This is a genomic window from Salmonella sp. 2020_1395 (genome assembly GCF_043848115.1).
GTDB lineage: Bacteria > Pseudomonadota > Gammaproteobacteria > Enterobacterales > Enterobacteriaceae > Salmonella > Salmonella enterica.
This window is the reverse complement of sequence record NZ_JBCMFH010000009.1, coordinates 118,803-137,540: the sequence shown is the minus strand read 5'-3', so window position 1 is coordinate 137,540 and position 18,738 is coordinate 118,803. Positions and strand designations below refer to the sequence as shown.

The window sequence follows — 18,738 nt, the reverse complement described above, 5'->3', positions numbered from 1 at the left end:
TTAAATGCCGCATATCGATCGGGAAGCCCCCGACAGCCGCAGTGAGAGGCAGCGGCCAAAATATAAGTATGCCCTCGCTTTAAATGTCGACAGCTATACCGTCGACACCAATCAAACGAATAAGTGTGGATACCGTCTTATGGAGCAAAACCCGCAGTCACAGCTGAAACTTCTTGTCACCCGTGGTAAGGAGCAAGGCTATCTGACCTATGCTGAGGTCAATGACCATCTGCCGGAAGATATCGTCGATTCAGATCAAATTGAAGATATCATCCAAATGATCAACGACATGGGTATTCAGGTAATGGAAGAAGCGCCTGATGCCGATGATCTGCTGCTGGCTGAAAATACCACCAGCACCGATGAAGATGCGGAAGAAGCTGCTGCACAAGTTCTGTCCAGTGTTGAGTCTGAAATCGGTCGTACGACTGACCCGGTACGCATGTATATGCGTGAAATGGGCACTGTTGAACTGTTGACCCGGGAAGGCGAAATCGACATCGCTAAACGTATCGAAGACGGGATCAACCAGGTTCAATGCTCCGTTGCCGAATACCCGGAAGCCATTACCTATCTGCTGGAACAGTACGATCGCGTTGAGGCTGAAGAGGCTCGTTTGTCCGATCTTATCACCGGCTTTGTCGATCCGAACGCGGAAGAAGAGATGGCGCCGACCGCAACTCACGTCGGTTCTGAACTCTCCCAGGAAGACCTGGATGATGACGAAGACGAAGATGAAGAAGACGGCGACGATGACGCCGCCGATGACGACAACAGCATTGACCCTGAACTGGCACGCGAAAAATTCGCTGAGCTGCGCGCGCAATACGTCGTTACGCGCGACACCATCAAAGCGAAAGGCCGCAGCCATGCTGCCGCGCAGGAAGAGATTCTGAAGCTGTCTGAAGTGTTCAAACAGTTCCGTCTGGTACCGAAGCAATTCGACTATCTGGTCAACAGTATGCGCGTGATGATGGATCGCGTGCGTACCCAGGAACGTCTGATCATGAAGCTCTGCGTCGAGCAGTGCAAAATGCCGAAGAAGAACTTTATCACGCTGTTTACCGGTAACGAAACCAGCGAAACCTGGTTCAACGCCGCTATCGCGATGAACAAACCGTGGTCGGAAAAACTGCACGATGTCGCGGAAGAAGTGCAACGCTGTCTACAAAAACTGCGGCAGATTGAAGAAGAGACCGGTCTGACCATCGAACAGGTGAAAGACATCAACCGTCGAATGTCCATCGGGGAAGCGAAAGCCCGCCGTGCGAAGAAAGAGATGGTTGAAGCGAACTTACGTCTGGTTATTTCTATCGCTAAGAAATACACCAACCGTGGCTTGCAGTTCCTTGATCTGATTCAGGAAGGCAACATCGGTCTGATGAAAGCGGTAGATAAGTTTGAATACCGTCGCGGCTACAAGTTCTCCACCTATGCAACCTGGTGGATCCGTCAGGCGATCACCCGTTCTATCGCCGATCAGGCGCGCACCATCCGTATTCCGGTGCATATGATTGAGACCATCAACAAGCTCAACCGTATTTCTCGCCAGATGCTGCAAGAGATGGGCCGCGAGCCAACGCCGGAAGAGCTGGCTGAACGGATGCTGATGCCGGAAGATAAAATTCGTAAGGTGCTGAAGATTGCCAAAGAGCCAATCTCCATGGAAACGCCGATCGGCGACGATGAAGATTCGCATCTGGGTGATTTCATCGAGGATACCACCCTCGAGCTGCCGCTGGACTCTGCCACTACCGAGAGCCTGCGTGCCGCCACTCACGACGTTTTGGCTGGCCTGACCGCTCGTGAAGCGAAAGTGCTGCGTATGCGTTTCGGTATCGATATGAACACCGACCACACGCTGGAAGAAGTGGGTAAACAGTTCGATGTTACCCGCGAACGTATCCGTCAGATCGAAGCGAAGGCGCTGCGTAAACTGCGCCACCCGAGCCGTTCTGAAGTGCTGCGCAGCTTCCTCGACGATTAATTCGCCGCACACGTATAAACGCCGCCGCAAGGCGGCGTTTTTTTATCAGGCCATGCGCAAGCGCCCTATTTGGCCTGCAGAATTTCTACACAGCGCGAGTATTCGCGCCCTCATTCCCCATTGCTATAGCCCACGCATAATGAGCGCTTGATCCAGTTCGCGATAGGCCTCGACCAGTTTTTCCGTTTTAATTCGGTTTAAGCCACTGGGATTCGGCAACACCCACACCATCGTCGCGCCAATGGCGATCTTTTGTTTACCCCAGGCGATACCGCGCTGGCTGAATCCCTGTTCAAAAGCCTGTTTACCAAGCACCGCCAGCGCCGCGGGCTGGTAGTCCTCTATCTTTTCAATCAGGTTTCGTCCGCCGCTACGTAATTCATGCAACTTCACCTCAGTCGCTTGTACCGTCGGTCGATCGACGAGTTTCGTTACCCCGCAGCGAAAATCCAGTAATTTTTCCGCCTCTTCCGGTTTCAACTGTCGATCGGTGAAACCGGCCAAATGAATAACTTTCCAAAAACGATTCGCGGGATGTGCAAACGGAAAGCCGGTATTCGCCGAGGAGAGTCCCGGATTGATGCCGCAAAAAACCACCCGTAGCCCTGGCGCCAGTATGTCCTTAACCATTATTACTCCTGAGCAATACAACGTTCTTTAAGTATAACGGGTTGAAAACACATTGTTTATAAAAACAGCACCCGCACGGTTACGGCTGGATTACAGCGTAAAGTTACATTATAATCCACCGCCACGGCCCCTTAGCTCAGTGGTTAGAGCAGGCGACTCATAATCGCTTGGTCGCTGGTTCAAGTCCAGCAGGGGCCACCAAATTTTAGCTTTAAAATCATATAATTAAGCCACTCTAAAGAGTGGCTTTTTTGTTTCTGACAGGGCTCGCCCCATACCGCTATTTACGATGCCAATAGGCTGCCGCACGTACCAGGTGTGGATCAAACCCCTTTTCAAAGCACTGACTTAAACGTTTTACCGTCTTGCCTTCGCCAGTAATCCAGATGAAATAGTCTGATTCTGGTATTGTCAGCTGCGACAGGCGCGTTTGTATTGCCTGTTCATCGCCGCCAACAACATATTCCACAGTAATATCCGTCAAATGGGCGAGATAATCGCGGTATGCCGCATCCTGAATGCTCACCAGCGCGGTTACCGCAGGGCGCGCAGGCAGAAGGCTAAGCGATTCCAGACGACGACGCAGCGCAGGCATACCGGACTCATCGCAGACATAAACCTGACAGGCATAATCTTCCGGCACCACCAGCGAACCGCGCGGCCCGCCGATCGTCAGTGTATCGCCTTCACGGGCTTCCATTGCCCAACGGCTGGCTACGCCGCCATCGTGGATAAAGAAATCCAGCGCCAGCTCGCGACGCGCCTCATCATACAGCGGCGTGTAATCCCTGGAGACCGGACGAACGCCCTCCCCCCAGATAATACCTTCCTCAGTGACTGTCGGAGGCGTAAAGCGACAGCCTGACTCAGGGAAAAAAACTTTCGTGTGATCGTCAAAGCCCAGGGAGGTGAAACCGTCCAGCGCCTCGCCGCCAAGTACGATCCGCTGAAATCCTGCGCTAATACGTTCTACCCGCAGAACGGTCAGCTCGCGAAAACGCAGTTCATTACGAACACGCTGTGGATAGCGTGCGGATGATGTCGTCATTTTTTGCCTTCGTGAAGTAATACGATATATCTAAATTAAAGTTTTAAATGATAATGATTGTTAATCAGTAAAAATGCAACTGTTTTTTGATAGTGTTCTGGCAACGCGTCGCTAACTATAACCTTAGAATAAAATGTTATAAGTTAATAGATTATATCAACAATGGCTTTTACCCTTGCTAAAACCCATCATTTAGATATAAATTAGATATATCTAAATAAGCAGGAGGCAATGATGCAAAATCAACATGAAGGGTGTTGCAAAAACCAGGATCATAAGCACGACGGCTGCTGTAAAGATCGAGAACATCAGCATGAAGGCTGCCATAGCGCGCATCAGCATGAGAAGGCCAGTTGCGGCGGCGAACACCGTCACGGACACGGCTGTGGTCGTCATGGACAGGGCGGTGGTCGACGTCAGCGATTTTTTGGCCACGGGGAACTTCGGCTGGTCATTCTTGATATCCTGACCCGGGACGCCAGCCACGGCTATGAACTGATTAAAGCGATAGAAAACCTGACGGGGGGCGGCTATACGCCAAGCGCTGGCGTGATCTACCCTACGCTGGATTTTTTACAGGATCAGCAATTTATCACGATTAGCGACGAAGAAGGCGGGCGGAAAAAAATCGCGATTACCGCGAACGGCGCGCAATGGCTTGATGAAAATCGCGAACATCTGACGCATATTCAGGCGCGGCTAAAAGCCCGTTGTGTGGGCATGGAGTTACGTAAAAATCCGCAGATGAAGCGGGCGCTGGATAACTTCAAGGCCGTGCTGGATCTGCGGATAAACCACAGCGATATCAACGACGCGCAAATCAAACGCATTATCGGCGTGATTGATCGCGCGGCGCTGGAAATCGCCGAACTGGATTAAGCGGGCTGCGTGTCCTCTTCGCGGACGCGGAACACGTTAACCAGCTCTTTTAAATGTAACGCCTGTTCGTTCAGCGACGCTGCGGCGGCAACAGACTCTTCCACAAGGCAGGAGTTTTGTTGCGTGGCGGCGTCAATCAGGCCAATCGCGCTGTTAATCTGCGAAATACCGTCAGTTTGCTCGCGGCTGGCCTGCCCAATCTCACGTAATATCACATCCATCTCTTCGACGTTATCTACCATGCCATTAATCAGGGCGCTGGCTTTCTCCACCAGGTGCATCCCTTCCTGAGTCTGACTGGTTGAATCTTCAATCAAATTACGGATTTCACTGGCTGACGAGGCGCTCTTTTGCGCCAACTGGCGAACCTCTCCGGCGACAACGGCAAAACCACGCCCATGTTCGCCCGCGCGCGCCGCTTCAACCGCCGCGTTCAGCGCCAGAATATTGGTCTGAAAGGCAATAGAATCAATGATATTGATGATATCCGACATACGATTTGCCGTATCGTTAATGACGCGCATTTTCTGCGTCACTTGATTCATCATCTCCCCATTGTTTTTCACCACGCTGGCGGCGCCGGCAGAGAGTTTGGTCGCTTCACTGGTATGATCGGCTGTGTTTTTAACCGTGGCGGTAATCTGTTCCATCGACGCCGCCGTTTCTTCAACCGAGCTGGCCTGCTCTTCCGTACGCGCCGCCAAATCCTGGTTACCGGCGACAATTTGCGCCGCCGCCGTGGAGATACTCTCCGAACCGTTTTGCACTTCCTGTACGATATCCAGCAGACGCGTTTTCATCGCCATTAATGCTTGCAGTAGTACGCCTGTTTCATCTTTATAGTCGGTGGTGATATGACGAGTCAGATCGCCATCGGCAATCGCCTCGGCAAAGCGTACTGCGTCATCAAGCGGCCGGGTAATAGAACGCACAATATACCATCCCATTACGCCTCCGGCGGCGATGCTTATCAGCGCCAAAGTGATTAACAGCGTCCGATTATTTTTAAAATCCTCTTTGACCTGCACGCTCGCTTCATGCATCTGCGCGTCCTGAACAGCGATAAGTTCCTGGACTTTGTCCTTATAGACTTTTTGCACCTGCACCGTTCTGGTCATCATCTCCTGAATGGCCGCCTGACGATTATTGCTTTGAATATCTTTCAAAATACGGAATCTGGACTCCAGGTATTGCTGGCGCGCTTCACGGATCTCATTAATGATTTTCTGTGAATCCGCATCGTGACTATTTTCCCTGGAAAGCTCATCCAGTAGCGCCGAAATGCGCTGGCTTATCTCACTGAGTTCTTTCTGCGAGCTCTGGCTCCAGCGCCCCTCTTCATCCAGTAACATGAGCTGCTGCGCGATGATGAAATCATTAAAATTATCGATTAACAGATTGGCTTTTACCGTGGTGGGATAATCATTGGTAATAATGTCCTGCATACCCGTATTAGCCCGATCAAGGCTAAACAAAGACAGAGCGGAACTCACCACCATGAGAACAATGAATAAGCCAAAGGCCATAAATAATTTTGAACGTATTTTAATGTTATGCAAAAACATATTTTCTCCCTGGGATTGCATATCCTCATACAGGAAGATTTATCGGCAATAATGTTACTAACTTTATGATATTGATCGCTTTTTATTTCGGAACATTATTAGTAAGTAATATTTATTGTTCACAGAAAGATGAACCAAAAGTGACATAAATTGGCACTAATAATGAAAGAAATACGCTAAAAGGTTAACCATTTCTTATTTATTAACTGAGTTTATACCTATTAATAGGTAGGCAAGGGAGAAGGAATAAATATCACATTATTTTTAACATCACAGGCCACTGGTACTCTCTATGATGGCAGGCACCGCCTTCTATCAGAGCACATCCGCCCGGTAAGCTTGTTGCTACCAGGCGGATGTCATTACCGTTGCTACCTACAAATAAATTTAATGCAGTACCGTGACCGCATCCTCCAGCCGGCTGGCACGGTGTTTTACCATCGCGGAGACTTGTGCGCTCTCTTCCACCAGCGCCGCATTCTTCTGGGTTATGCGGTTCAACTCGTCCACGGCGCGAGTCAGGCTGGAAAGCCCATCTGTCTGTTCCTGCGTCGACTGGCTGATCCGTGCGATAAGCAGGGTGACATTTTGCACCTGGGCTACAATGTCATCCATGGTACGGCCTGCGGCGTGAACCTGCTCGGAGCCTGACTGCACCTTTGTTGCGCTGGCGTCAATTAATTTACGAATATCGTTCGCCGCGTTAGCGCTGCGGCTGGCAAGATGGCGTACCTCGCCAGCAACCACGGCAAACCCTTTCCCCTGCTCGCCTGCTCTCGCCGCTTCTACCGCCGCATTCAGCGCCAGGATATTCGTCTGAAAAGCGATATCGTTAATTAGCGTGGTGATCGTCCCGATACGTTGCGTACTGTGAGCGATATCATCCATCGTTTTAATCACCGTATCCATCGCCTCACCTCCCTGAGTCGCCGCGCTACTGGCCGCCATGGAAAGCTTATCCGCAGCGGAAGCCGTCTCGGAATTGAGCTTCACGGACTCCGCCATCTGGTTCATGGTCGTTACCGTTTCCTGAACATTCTCCACGGTCTGACGGGTGTGTTCGTTCAGATCATTGTTACCCTTCGCCAGCCTTTCACTGCCGTTTCTGACGCTGGAAACCTGACTTGATACGTCATTGATCAGCCAGCGGCACATCAAGCCAAGCTGCCCCACGGCCCTCAGCATCAGCCCCAACTCATCGCTGCGATTAAGATGTTGTACGCTGTTGCGTTCGCCGGTCGCCACTTTCAGCGCCTGCGTCGCCACATTTTCAATGGGACGCACAATTTGCCATTCAAATAGCGCCGTACCTGCCAGCATCGCCAACGCGCCCAACAGCAACGCCTGCCATGAGGCATCCGTACCGAACAGCGCCAACGCCAGCATTACGGCCATTAGCCCCATAATACTACGCACTCGCCAGCGAACAGGCATAGCGGGCAGTTTGCCCAGCAAGCCCTGACGAACCACCAGGCCTTTATGAATACGTTTACTACACCGCCCTTCATTTAGCGCCTGATATAAAGGCTCGACGGCGGCAATCTCATCATCCGTGGCGCGGGTACGGATCGACATATATCCCGTCACACGCCCTTCACGTATCATCGGTACCGCGTTGGCCCGCACCCAGTAATGGTCGCCGTTTTTACGCCGGTTTTTCACAATGCCGCTCCACGGTTCGCCCTGTTTTAGGGTGTACCACATATCTGCGAAGGCAGCTTTCGGCATATCCGGATGACGCACCAGATTATGTGGCTGCGCCAGTAACTCGTTTAACTGATAGCCGCTCACCTGGACAAAAGTGTCATTGGCGTGAGTGATATAGCTTTCCAGGTCGGTCGTAGACATCAGAGTGGTATCATCATCCAGCGGAGTATTTAGCTGGCTGACGTAGGGATGAGAAGACATGATAGCGTCCTGTGCAGGTTATCTGGATGTTAATTTTTCGCTCAGATGTTATTTCGGCGCTAATCTATTTATCTTTAGTTGTTAAAATTGCTCTGGATCGCAATTTGCGATTAATCCTTAATATTTGTACGATTTTCACCTCATCCTGCGCCTTATTTTCATTATGAAATTGTTTAGCATGGACAACCTTTTTCTTTAAAATCTGCCCTGGCTCACCTTTTTCTCACGCCGCCGCTAACGCAACACACCGTAAACCGTAAAACAAGATCTGCTCAAAATGCACCCAATTGTTAACACATGACATTAAATGTTGTGTAAATGTGATTATTCCTGGTGTTTATCCCGATTTTCACTATGGGCTTAGACCCCCGCTAATCCCTGCAATACTTAATTCAGTATCATGTGATACACGGCCCTCTGGAGCTCATTTTGAACAGGTTACCTTCCAGCGCATCGGCTTTGGCCTGTAGCGCGCACGCACTGAATCTCATCGAGAAGCGAACGCTAAACCATGAGGAAATGAAAGCACTAAATCGAGAGGTCATTGACTACTTTAAAGAGCATGTAAATCCAGGATTTCTGGAATACCGGAAATCTGTTACCGCCGGCGGGGATTACGGAGCCGTAGAGTGGCAAGCGGGCAGTTTGAATACGCTTGTCGACACCCAGGGGCAGGAGTTTATCGACTGTCTTGGGGGGTTTGGCATCTTTAACGTGGGGCACCGTAATCCTGTTGTGGTATCCGCCGTCCAGAATCAACTCGCAAAACAACCTCTCCACAGCCAGGAGTTACTTGATCCCTTGCGGGCGATGCTGGCAAAAACGCTGGCGGCGCTGACACCGGGGAAACTCAAGTACAGCTTTTTCTGTAACAGCGGCACCGAATCCGTCGAAGCGGCGCTAAAACTGGCAAAAGCGTATCAGTCGCCGCGTGGCAAGTTTACCTTTATCGCCACCAGCGGCGCATTTCACGGCAAATCATTGGGCGCGCTCTCCGCCACGGCCAAATCCACCTTCCGCAGACCCTTTATGCCTTTACTGCCGGGCTTCCGCCATGTGCCGTTTGGCAATATTGACGCGATGAGCATGGCATTTAGCGAAGGCAAAAAAACGGGCGACGAGATAGCAGCCGTGATTCTGGAGCCTATTCAGGGTGAAGGCGGCGTGATCCTGCCGCCGCAGGGATACCTGACAGAGGTACGTAAGCTCTGTGACGAATTCGGCGCGCTGATGATTCTGGATGAAGTACAAACCGGCATGGGGCGTACCGGCAAGATGTTTGCCTGTGAGCACGAAAATGTGCAGCCTGATATTCTGTGTCTGGCGAAAGCCCTGGGTGGCGGCGTGATGCCGATTGGCGCCACCATCGCGACTGAAGAGGTGTTTTCGGTTCTGTTCGACAACCCCTTCCTGCATACCACCACTTTTGGCGGTAATCCACTGGCTTGTGCTGCCGCGCTGGCGACCATTAACGTCCTGCTGGAGCAAAATCTCCCGGCCCAGGCGGAACAAAAAGGCGATACGCTCCTGGATGGTTTTCGACAACTTGCGCGTGAATATCCCAATCTGGTACACGATGCGCGCGGCAAAGGTATGTTGATGGCCATTGAATTTGTCGATAACGAAACGGGCTACCGTTTTGCCAGTGAGATGTTCCGTCAACGCGTGCTGGTCGCTGGTACGCTGAATAATGCGAAAACAATTCGTATTGAGCCACCGCTCACGCTAACCATTGAACTGTGCGAACAGGTATTGAAATCAGCGCGTAATGCGCTGGCGGCGATGCAGGTGAGCGTTGAAGAGGTTTAAAAACGATGCCGGATGGCGCTATGCTTATCCGGCCTGTTTTCCCCGGGTCGCGGCCTCTTTTTTGAATCCCATCACAATCACCACATTCCCCTTTTCCCTTTTACCTCGCGACGGCTACAGTAGTAACTCATCCGACCACATAACAATAATTTTACATACTGGATACGCTTATGAGCTACCCATCGCTGTTCGCCCCGCTCGATCTGGGCTTTACTACTCTCAGAAACCGCGTGCTGATGGGATCGATGCACACGGGTCTGGAAGAACATCCTGATGGCGCCGAGCGCCTGGCGGCATTTTATGCCGAGCGCGCGCGACACGGCGTAGCGTTAATCGTCACCGGCGGTATTGCGCCCGTTCCCTCCGGGGTCGTGATGACCGGCGGCGCGATGCTGAACGATGCCAGCCAGTTAACGCCTCACCGCGTGGTGACCGATGCCGTACATGCGCAAGGCGGTAAAATCGCGCTGCAAATTCTGCACACCGGACGTTACAGCTATCAGCCGCACCTGGTCGCGCCGTCGGCAATTCAGGCGCCAATCAACCGCTTTATGCCGCATGAACTGACGCATGATGAAATCTTGCAGTTAATCGACGACTTCGCGCATTGCGCGCAGCTGGCGCGGGAAGCAGGCTACGACGGCGTAGAGGTGATGGGATCAGAGGGCTATCTGATTAATGAATTTCTCACGCGGCGAACTAACCATCGCGATGACGAATGGGGCGGCGACTATGCCAGCCGTATGCGCTTCGCGGTTGAGGTAGTACGCGCGGTACGCCAGCGGGTAGGGAACGACTTTATTATTATCTATCGCCTGTCGATGCTCGATCTGGTGGAAAATGGCGGCACGTTCGACGAAACGGTACAGCTGGCGCAAGCCATTGAAGCCGCAGGCGCAAGCCTAATTAATACCGGCATTGGCTGGCATGAGGCGCGAATCCCGACCATCGCCACGCCAGTACCGCGTGGCGCCTTTAGCTGGGTGACGCGGAAACTCAAAGGTCATGTGTCGGTTCCGCTGATCGCGACCAATCGCATTAACGATCCGCAGGTCGCCGAGACGATCCTGACGCGCGGCGATGCCGATATGGTGTCGATGGCGCGTCCCTTCCTTGCCGATGCCGAATTCCTGACTAAAGCGCAATCCGGACGCGCAGATGAGATCAACACCTGTATCGGCTGTAATCAGGCCTGTCTGGATCGGATCTTTATCGGCAAAGTGACCTCCTGTCTGGTGAACCCGCGCGCCTGTCACGAAACCCACATGCCGATAACGCCGGCCATACGCAAAAAGAATCTGGCCGTTGTCGGCGCAGGCCCGGCGGGGCTGGCTTTCGCGATTAACGCCGCGTCGCGCGGCCATCATGTCACGCTGTTTGACGCCCAGAGTGAAATTGGCGGCCAGTTTACTATCGCCAGGCAGATCCCGGGTAAAGAGGAGTTTTACGAAACGCTGCGCTACTACCGTCGAATGATCGATGTTACTGGCGTTACGCTGAAACTGAACCAACGGGTGAACGCAGAGGATCTTCAGCCGTTTGACGAAGCGATCCTCGCCTGCGGAATAGTACCGCGACGCCCGCCGATAGACGGTATCGATCATCCAAAGGCATTGACCTACCTGGAGGTATTGCGCGATAAAGCGCCGGTTGGTAAACGAGTGGCGATCATCGGCTGCGGCGGGATCGGTTTTGACACGGCCATGTATCTGAGCCAGCACGGCGAATCCACCAGCCAAAATATTGCTGAATTTTGTACGGAATGGGGAATTGATACCAGCCTGCAACAGGCAGGCGGTCTGCGCCCGGAAGGCCCACGCCTGGCACGTAGTCCACGGCAAATCGTCATGCTGCAACGCAAAGCCAGCAAGCCGGGCGAAGGATTAGGTAAAACCACCGGCTGGATCCATCGCGCGACGTTACTGGCGCGCGGCGTGAAGATGATCCCGGCGGTCAGTTACCAGAAGATCGACGACGACGGATTACATCTCTTGATCGGCGGCGAACCGCAGTTGCTGGAAGTGGATCATGTGGTGATCTGCGCCGGACAAGAACCCCGCCGCGAGCTGGCGGACCCGTTACGCGCCGCAGGTAAAACGGTACATCTTATCGGCGGATGCGATGTCGCGATGGAGCTGGATGCCCGACGGGCGATTGCCCAGGGCACCCGACTGGCGCTGGAGATTTAATGACTTTGCCTGATGGCGCTGCGCTTATCGGGCTTACGCCGTCATACCGGTTTTATAGGCCGGTATGACGCTTGAGCGCCTTATCGACGGCGTCCTTGCTTCACCGCTTTCAGAATAACAAATTTATTGTTGGTTGCTATCGTCGCGCAATTACCGAAAATCTTCTTCAGCTTGTGGAAATAGTCCAGATGGCGGTTCGCCACAATATACAGTTCGCCGTTGATTTTCAGGCAGCGGCGGGCATGATGGAACATCTCCCAGGCGATATTATCCGTCAGCGCATGTTTCTGGTGGAACGGCGGGTTGCAGAACACAGCGTTAAAACGGAACGGCTCCACGCCGGAGAGCGCGTTGTTGATCATAAATTCGCAGCGCTCGAACGCTTCCGGCAGGTTCGTTTCTACATTCAAACGGCTGGAATCTACCGCCATCGGCGATTCATCGACAAATACCACTTTCGCCTGCGGATTTTTCGCCAGTAAGCTCAGGCCAATCACCCCATTGCCACAGCCGAGATCGACAATCTCCCCGTCGAGGTTTTCCGGCAAATGCTGCATAAAGAAGCGCGCGCCGATATCCAATCCGGTACGAGAAAACACATTCGCGTGGTTGTGAATCGTCCAGCCTGTATCTTCCAGTTTCCAGCTTAGCGTTTGCGGCGCGTCGGCCAGTTGCGGATGACTGAAGGTACAGTTAATCAGGCGCGCTTTCTTCCACGCCAGCGTCGTCGTGGTTGGGCCCAGCACTTTTTCAAACAGTTCCAGCGTAGAGGTATGAATATCACGCGCTTTCGCGCCGGCGATAATACGCGTTTGCGCCGTAACGACCTTACGCAAAGCGCGTAACTGCTGTTCCAGCAACGCCAGTGTTTTCGGTACCTTAATCAATACCACGCCCGGCGCCTGCGGGTAGTCAGCGGTACTGTCGAGAAACGTTACGCTGGACTCCGCGATGCCGTTATGACGTAAATTCTCTCGCGTACCCAGTTCGCTTAAATATGAATCGCCAATACTATATGGCGAATGTTCCGCCAGCGCACAGCTTAGCGCGCCAAACGTATCATTCAGGATCAGCACCGGGCCGCGAATTTCCGTCTCATCCAACTGTTGCAGCAGATACTCATCGGCCGCCTCCCACGCCAGAAGCGGGTTAACATCATCCGTTTGCGGAAAACGTTTCAGCGTCAGTGAACGGAAACCGTCGTCTACGTGGCTCATTAGGCCTCCTGAATGGTAAAATTGCGGCGTTATCCCTGAAAAGGGTGCGTGAGTATACACTTTTTATCAGCAACATGGAGCTTTGATGACCTCACTAACTTACCTTCAGGGGTATCCGGAACATCTCCTTGCCCAGGTGCGCGCCTTAATCGCCGAGCAGCGCCTGGGAGCAGTGCTGGAAAAACGTTATCCCGGCGCGCATGATTACGCCACTGACAAAGCGCTATATCACTATACTCAGGAACTGAAAAGTCAGTTTCTACGCAATGCGCCGCCCATTAATAAAGTGATGTATGACAGCAAGATCCATGTGCTGAAAAATGCGCTGGGACTGCATACCGCTGTCTCGCGCGTTCAGGGCGGCAAGCTCAAGGCAAAGGCGGAGATCCGCGTCGCTACCGTGTTTCGCAACGCTCCGGAGCCATTCTTACGGATGATTGTGGTTCACGAGCTGGCGCACCTGAAAGAGAAAGATCATAACAAAGCGTTTTATCAGCTCTGCTGCCATATGGAACCGCAGTACCATCAACTGGAGTTTGATACGCGACTGTGGCTGACGCATCAGGCGCTGTCGGCACAATAAATTCTGAAAATGCCCCTTCCCCCGTATCTTTTTAACGGCGTGGGCATAAAATCGGCGCGTTCACATTTCGCTCATTGCCTGCCGCCACGTCAAGGATGACGATCTGTAGAGGGTATTTTTTATCCACCGCCAACGGAACCGCGCAACGACCATGCTCCCACAATGTGCCCGTTTTATCCGCCGCCTCTGTTTTACACGCCGGGCGTTAACAGTGGCGTGTTTTCTGCTTGTCGCGGCAGGCGTCGCGCTTTTCTATTCTAACTGGCTTATCGTCAACGCCTCACAGCATCTGACATGGAATGATATTCAGACCGTTCCCGCCCGCAACGTCGGGCTGGTGTTAGGCGCTAAACCCGGCAATCGGTATTTTACCCGGCGGATTAATACTGCCGCCGCGTTGTATCACGCCGGTAAAGTGAAGTGGCTGTTAGTCAGCGGCGATAACGGCAAAAAAGAGTACGATGAACCTTCGGCGATGCAGCAGGCGCTGATAGCGAAAGGTGTGCCGGAAGCGGCCATTTTTTGTGATTATGCCGGATTCTCCACGCTGGACTCCGTGGTTCGCGCCCGGAAAGTGTTTGGCGAAAGCCGCATTACGATTATCTCGCAAGCATTTCATAATCAACGGGCGATCTGGCTGGCGCAACAATATGGCATTGACGCTATCGGCGTTAACGCGCCGGATCTGAATAAAAGGCACGGAACCTACACACGACTTCGGGAAAAGCTGGCGCGGGTTAGCGCAGTGCTGGATGCCAAAATTTTGCATCGTCAGCCTAAATATCTGGGCGCTGGCGTCACTATTGGGGCTGATAGCGCACACGGGTGCCCTTCTCGCCAGTAAAATGCCAGAGTGCGTCGCAGCGCACTGGCAAGGGCGGAAAGGCGTGCTACATTGACGAAAATCCCTTTCTGGAGTCCGCTGACGTTTATGATACGTTTCGCTGTAATTGGGACTAACTGGATCACGCGCCAGTTTGTCGACGCCGCCCATGAAACCGGCAAATTCAGGCTCGCCGCCGTTTACTCCCGTAGTCTTGAACAGGCGCAGTCTTTCGCAAATGATTATCCCGTCGAGCATCTGTTTACCTCGCTGGAAGCGATGGCGCAAAGCGACGCGATTGAGGCGGTTTATATCGCCAGCCCGAATTCCCTGCATTTCTCCCAGACGCAGCGCTTTTTGCAGCATAAAAAACATGTCATGTGCGAAAAGCCGCTGGCTTCTAACCTGGCGGAGGTTGATGCCGCTATCGCCTGCGCGCGCGATAATCAGCGGGTACTGTTTGAAGCCTTTAAAACCGCCTGCCTGCCCAATTTCCTGCTGCTGCGGGAATCGTTGCCGAAAATCGGCAGAATGCATAAAGCATTCCTAAATTACTGCCAGTACTCTTCACGTTATCAGCGCTATCTGAACGGTGAAAATCCGAATACGTTTAATCCGGCCTTCTCCAATGGTTCGATTATGGATATCGGGTATTACTGTCTGGCGTCGGCGATCGCGCTATGGGGCGAACCGCGCAGCGTTCAGGCGTCGGCGAATTTATTGGAAAGCGGAGTAGATGCGCACGGCGTCGTGGTTATGGATTACGGCGATTTTAGCGTCACGCTACAGCATTCCAAAGTCAGCGACTCGGTACTGGCCAGTGAAATTCAGGGCGAGAGGGGATCGCTGGTCATTGAAAAGCTGTCGGAATGCCAGAAAGTGTGTTTTGCGCCGCGCGGCGCGCTGATGCAGGATCTGACCCAGCCTCAGCATATTAATACCATGCTGTATGAAGCCGGGGCGTTTGCCCAGCTTATTGAAAACCACGCCGTGGAACATCCGGGGTTGTCGCTAAGTCGCGCCACGGCAAAATGGCTGACAGAAATACGCCGTCAAACCGGGGTCATCTTCCCGGCGGACGATCTGACCCATCCCCTTACTGCGTAAAATTATGTAAATCATATGTTACAGGTCATTGACTCTACGCGTGGCCTGTCATACTTTGTTACGCGCAAAGGGGAGTAACTTCATTGCCGGTCGATCGTCATTACGATGTGTGCAAAACCACATCCGGTCACCGGGCAGCCATAAAGGAATGCGTCAGCGTATTCCTTTATTGTTGTAAGTGAGACCTTGCCGAATGGCAAGGTCTATGCATAAAAGCAGCGGCTAATGCCATTCGGCGTTAGCCGTTTTTTTTTTGCATGGGGAGAAATAATGAATACTGTTGGTACGCCATTATTATGGGGTGGATTCGCGGTTGTTGTGGTGATAATGCTATCCATCGACCTGTTGTTGCAGGGACGCCGTGGCGCACATGCTATGTCGATGAAACAAGCGGCAGGATGGTCAATCCTGTGGGTAACGCTCTCGCTACTGTTTAACGCCGCTTTCTGGTGGTATCTGGCTGAAACGCAAGGGCGCGAAGTTGCTGACCCGCAGGCATTAGCGTTCCTTACCGGCTATCTGATTGAAAAGTCGCTGGCCGTAGATAACGTCTTTGTCTGGCTGATGCTGTTTAGCTATTTCTCCGTCCCTCCGGCTCTGCAACGCCGGGTGCTGGTGTATGGGGTTCTTGGCGCGATCGTGTTGCGTACTATCATGATTTTCGCCGGTACCTGGCTTATCACTCAGTTCGAATGGCTGCTGTATGTGTTCGGTGCCTTCCTGCTGTTTACCGGCGTAAAAATGGCGCTGGCGAAGGAAGACGAATCCGGCATTGGCGAAAAACCGATGGTGCGTTGGCTGCGCGGGCATTTGCGCATGACTGATACGATCGAGAACGAGCACTTTTTCGTACGTAAAAACGGCCTGCTGTATGCCACGCCGCTGCTGCTGGTGCTGATTATGGTTGAGTTCAGCGATGTGATCTTCGCCGTTGACAGTATTCCGGCGATCTTTGCGGTCACCACCGACCCGTTCATCGTACTGACCTCTAACCTGTTTGCCATCTTAGGACTGCGCGCGATGTACTTCCTGCTGTCCGGCGTGGCGGAACGCTTCTCGATGCTGAAATATGGTCTGGCGGTCATTCTGGTCTTTATCGGCATTAAGATGCTGATCGTCGACTTCTACCATATTCCTATCGCGATTTCGCTGGGCGTAGTGTTTGGTATTCTGACCATTACGCTGGTGATTAACGCCTGGGTTAACCATCAGCGCGATAAGAAACTACGAGCGCAATAATCTTTTATCGGGGTAAACCTGCCCCGTCAAAAACGCCCGGCAGCGCACACCTGTCGGGCGTTTTTGTTTAACATGTCACAATACTGTTAATATAAAGTTATAAAACATGATCACAGCAAAAAATCCAGGATATTTCGCTTCCCGAACCTTCAACTTTCCTTATACTCAACCAGGCAAACACTTTGTTACATCCTGAAAGATGCGCCGTAAGAGCGTGCAGGGGATGACCAGCAACACAATACAAGGAACATGAAATGGCTACGCAACGAGCATCAGGGCTACTGCAGCGTTTAGCGCAAGGCAGTCTGGTTAAACAAATTTTAGTGGGTCTGGTACTGGGGATTTTACTGGCATGGATTTCTAAGCCTGCGGCGGAAGCGGTTGGCTTGCTTGGCACCCTGTTCGTCGGCGCCTTAAAAGCGGTCGCCCCCGTTCTGGTGCTGATGCTGGTCATGGCCTCGATCGCCAACCACCAGCACGGTCAAAAAACCAATATTCGCCCTATTCTCTTTCTTTACCTGCTAGGCACCTTTTCAGCCGCGCTGGCGGCCGTTGTGTTCAGCTTCGCCTTCCCTTCAACGCTGCATCTGTCCAGTAGCGCCCAGGATATCGTGCCGCCGTCCGGCATTGTAGAAGTCCTGCGCGGTCTGCTGATGAGTATGGTGTCGAACCCCATCGACGCGCTGCTGAACGCTAACTATATCGGGATTCTGGTATGGGCCGTCGGTCTGGGATTTGCCCTGCGTCATGGCAATGAAACTACCAAAAACCTCGTGAACGATATGTCTAACGCCGTGACCTTTATGGTGAAACTGGTGATCCGTTTCGCGCCAATCGGTATTTTTGGTCTGGTTTCATCAACGCTTGCAACCACCGGCTTCTCCACCCTGTGGGGCTATGCGCACCTGCTGGTCGTCTTGATTGGCTGTATGCTGCTGGTCGCGCTGGTGGTCAACCCGCTGTTGGTATTCTGGAAAATTCGTCGCAACCCTTATCCGCTGGTGTTCGCCTGCCTGCGTGAAAGCGGCGTTTATGCCTTCTTTACCCGCAGCTCTGCCGCCAATATTCCAGTGAATATGGCGCTGTGCGAAAAGCTGAATCTGGACAGGGATACTTACTCCGTTTCCATTCCGCTGGGCGCCACCATCAATATGGCCGGCGCGGCAATTACCATTACGGTTCTGACGTTGGCGGCAGTCCATACGTTAGGCGTCCCGGTGGATCTGCCTACAGCGCTGCTGCTGAGCGTGGTGGCCTCGCTGTGTGCTTGCGGCGCCTCCGGCGTGGCAGGCGGTTCATTGCTGCTGATCCCGCTGGCGTGCAACATGTTTGGCATCCCGAACGATATCGCGATGCAGGTAGTAGCGGTCGGCTTTATTATCGGCGTATTGCAGGATTCGTGTGAAACGGCGCTGAACTCATCTACCGATGTTCTGTTCACTGCGGCAGCCTGCCAGGCAGAGGACGAACGTCTGGCGAATAACGCCTTGCGTAGCTAAGTGATTATTGATGCCGGATGGCGTATGCCATCCGGCGTAACGATAGATCTGAATCTCCCAATCCGTAGGCTGTGACGGAAAGCGAATTGATGTTCACGCGCAACATCCTCGCGTAACGTTATATGTAGATGGCGTCTGCCGCGGCGCTCGGTCAGCGTACAGTATAAAGTGTCAGCCTGTGTAAATCCTCTCGCCACCCTCCCTTGCGATAAGCAAAATCAAAGCTCAACGACGCGTAATTTCTATAACGGACTT

Annotated in this window: 14 protein-coding genes and 1 tRNA gene; 10 read left to right on the top strand and 5 right to left on the bottom strand. The window is 52.6% G+C overall.

The window, feature by feature from the left end:
* The first annotated feature begins 4 nt into the window (after positions 1-4).
* Entirely contained in the window at positions 5-1,987 is a 1,983-nt protein-coding gene (rpoD, locus tag ACH0WD_RS16400) for an RNA polymerase sigma factor RpoD (RefSeq protein WP_001120159.1), read from the top strand.
* A 123-nt stretch (positions 1,988-2,110) separates the two neighbouring features.
* On the opposite strand, the gene mug is transcribed toward rpoD, so the two are convergent.
* Positions 2,111-2,617 (bottom strand): G/U mismatch-specific DNA glycosylase, encoded by a 507-nt coding sequence (gene mug / locus ACH0WD_RS16395; protein WP_000237776.1) that lies wholly within the window; start codon positions 2,615-2,617, stop codon positions 2,111-2,113.
* 125 nt (positions 2,618-2,742) lie between these two features.
* Between mug and ACH0WD_RS16390 the strand changes: the two genes are divergently transcribed.
* Positions 2,743-2,818, top strand: a tRNA-Ile gene (locus tag ACH0WD_RS16390).
* Positions 2,819-2,897: 79 nt separating this feature from the next.
* Here ACH0WD_RS16390 and ACH0WD_RS16385 read toward each other — a convergent pair.
* Positions 2,898-3,665 (bottom strand): siderophore-interacting protein, encoded by a 768-nt coding sequence (locus tag ACH0WD_RS16385; RefSeq protein WP_000213690.1) that lies wholly within the window; start codon positions 3,663-3,665, stop codon positions 2,898-2,900.
* A gap of 231 nt (positions 3,666-3,896) precedes the next feature.
* On the opposite strand from ACH0WD_RS16385, the gene ACH0WD_RS16380 reads away from it, so the two are divergent.
* Positions 3,897-4,544, top strand: a complete 648-nt coding sequence (locus tag ACH0WD_RS16380; protein ID WP_001582501.1) for a PadR family transcriptional regulator — start codon at positions 3,897-3,899, stop codon at positions 4,542-4,544.
* Here ACH0WD_RS16380 and ACH0WD_RS16375 read toward each other — a convergent pair.
* Positions 4,541-6,109: a methyl-accepting chemotaxis protein gene (locus tag ACH0WD_RS16375; protein WP_000478462.1), complete on the bottom strand. Its 1,569-nt coding sequence runs from the start codon at positions 6,107-6,109 to the stop codon at positions 4,541-4,543. The two genes, ACH0WD_RS16380 and ACH0WD_RS16375, sit on opposite strands and share 4 nt — an antisense overlap.
* A gap of 387 nt (positions 6,110-6,496) precedes the next feature.
* A complete protein-coding gene (locus ACH0WD_RS16370) occupies positions 6,497-8,017 on the bottom strand; it encodes a PAS domain-containing methyl-accepting chemotaxis protein (protein ID WP_000094642.1) in 1,521 nt (506 codons plus the stop codon).
* 429 nt (positions 8,018-8,446) lie between these two features.
* Here ACH0WD_RS16370 and ygjG point away from each other — a divergent pair, with 429 nt between their 5' ends.
* The gene (gene ygjG, locus ACH0WD_RS16365) at positions 8,447-9,826 is read left to right on the top strand and encodes a putrescine aminotransferase (protein WP_001520281.1); all 1,380 of its coding nucleotides are present in this window, start codon (positions 8,447-8,449) and stop codon (positions 9,824-9,826) included.
* A gap of 170 nt (positions 9,827-9,996) precedes the next feature.
* Positions 9,997-12,015, top strand: a complete 2,019-nt coding sequence (locus tag ACH0WD_RS16360) for an NADPH-dependent 2,4-dienoyl-CoA reductase (RefSeq protein WP_000121522.1) — start codon at positions 9,997-9,999, stop codon at positions 12,013-12,015.
* A gap of 80 nt (positions 12,016-12,095) precedes the next feature.
* On the opposite strand, the gene rlmG is transcribed toward ACH0WD_RS16360, so the two are convergent.
* The gene (rlmG, locus tag ACH0WD_RS16355; protein WP_000019985.1) at positions 12,096-13,232 is read right to left on the bottom strand and encodes a 23S rRNA (guanine(1835)-N(2))-methyltransferase RlmG; all 1,137 of its coding nucleotides are present in this window, start codon (positions 13,230-13,232) and stop codon (positions 12,096-12,098) included.
* 85 nt (positions 13,233-13,317) lie between these two features.
* Here rlmG and ACH0WD_RS16350 point away from each other — a divergent pair, with 85 nt between their 5' ends.
* The 5 genes from ACH0WD_RS16350 to sstT all read left to right on the top strand — a co-directional run bounded on the left by ACH0WD_RS16350 (position 13,318) and on the right by sstT (position 18,483).
* Positions 13,318-13,815, top strand: coding sequence for a M48 family metallopeptidase (locus ACH0WD_RS16350; protein WP_000202966.1), 498 nt, complete (start codon positions 13,318-13,320; stop codon positions 13,813-13,815).
* A gap of 151 nt (positions 13,816-13,966) precedes the next feature.
* Complete coding sequence (locus ACH0WD_RS16345; protein ID WP_000937454.1) at positions 13,967-14,659, top strand: vancomycin high temperature exclusion protein; 693 nt, start codon at positions 13,967-13,969, stop codon at positions 14,657-14,659.
* Between the two features lie 87 nt (positions 14,660-14,746).
* Positions 14,747-15,745, top strand: a complete 999-nt coding sequence (locus ACH0WD_RS16340) for a Gfo/Idh/MocA family protein (RefSeq protein WP_000617682.1) — start codon at positions 14,747-14,749, stop codon at positions 15,743-15,745.
* A 270-nt stretch (positions 15,746-16,015) separates the two neighbouring features.
* Positions 16,016-16,984, top strand: a complete 969-nt coding sequence (locus ACH0WD_RS16335) for a TerC family protein (RefSeq protein WP_001098833.1) — start codon at positions 16,016-16,018, stop codon at positions 16,982-16,984.
* A gap of 254 nt (positions 16,985-17,238) precedes the next feature.
* The gene (sstT, locus tag ACH0WD_RS16330; RefSeq protein WP_000235360.1) at positions 17,239-18,483 is read left to right on the top strand and encodes a serine/threonine transporter SstT; all 1,245 of its coding nucleotides are present in this window, start codon (positions 17,239-17,241) and stop codon (positions 18,481-18,483) included.
* Positions 18,484-18,738: the final 255 nt, after the last annotated feature.

Excerpts from the sequence above, each read along its gene's own strand:
- sstT (WP_000235360.1), top strand. The coding sequence starts at position 17,239 with ATGGCTACGCAACGAGCATCAGGGCTACTGCAGCGTTTAGCGCAAGGC.
- ACH0WD_RS16345 (WP_000937454.1), top strand. The coding sequence starts at position 13,967 with ATGCTCCCACAATGTGCCCGTTTTATCCGCCGCCTCTGTTTTACACGC.
- rpoD (WP_001120159.1), top strand. The coding sequence starts at position 5 with ATGCCGCATATCGATCGGGAAGCCCCCGACAGCCGCAGTGAGAGGCAG.
- mug (WP_000237776.1), bottom strand. The coding sequence starts at position 2,617 with ATGGTTAAGGACATACTGGCGCCAGGGCTACGGGTGGTTTTTTGCGGC.
- ACH0WD_RS16350 (WP_000202966.1), top strand. The coding sequence starts at position 13,318 with ATGACCTCACTAACTTACCTTCAGGGGTATCCGGAACATCTCCTTGCC.
- ACH0WD_RS16340 (WP_000617682.1), top strand. The coding sequence starts at position 14,747 with ATGATACGTTTCGCTGTAATTGGGACTAACTGGATCACGCGCCAGTTT.
- ACH0WD_RS16370 (WP_000094642.1), bottom strand. The coding sequence starts at position 8,017 with ATGTCTTCTCATCCCTACGTCAGCCAGCTAAATACTCCGCTGGATGAT.
- rlmG (WP_000019985.1), bottom strand. The coding sequence starts at position 13,232 with ATGAGCCACGTAGACGACGGTTTCCGTTCACTGACGCTGAAACGTTTT.
- ACH0WD_RS16375 (WP_000478462.1), bottom strand. The coding sequence starts at position 6,109 with ATGTTTTTGCATAACATTAAAATACGTTCAAAATTATTTATGGCCTTT.
- ACH0WD_RS16380 (WP_001582501.1), top strand. The coding sequence starts at position 3,897 with ATGATGCAAAATCAACATGAAGGGTGTTGCAAAAACCAGGATCATAAG.
- ACH0WD_RS16360 (WP_000121522.1), top strand. The coding sequence starts at position 9,997 with ATGAGCTACCCATCGCTGTTCGCCCCGCTCGATCTGGGCTTTACTACT.
- ACH0WD_RS16335 (WP_001098833.1), top strand. The coding sequence starts at position 16,016 with ATGAATACTGTTGGTACGCCATTATTATGGGGTGGATTCGCGGTTGTT.
- ACH0WD_RS16385 (WP_000213690.1), bottom strand. The coding sequence starts at position 3,665 with ATGACGACATCATCCGCACGCTATCCACAGCGTGTTCGTAATGAACTG.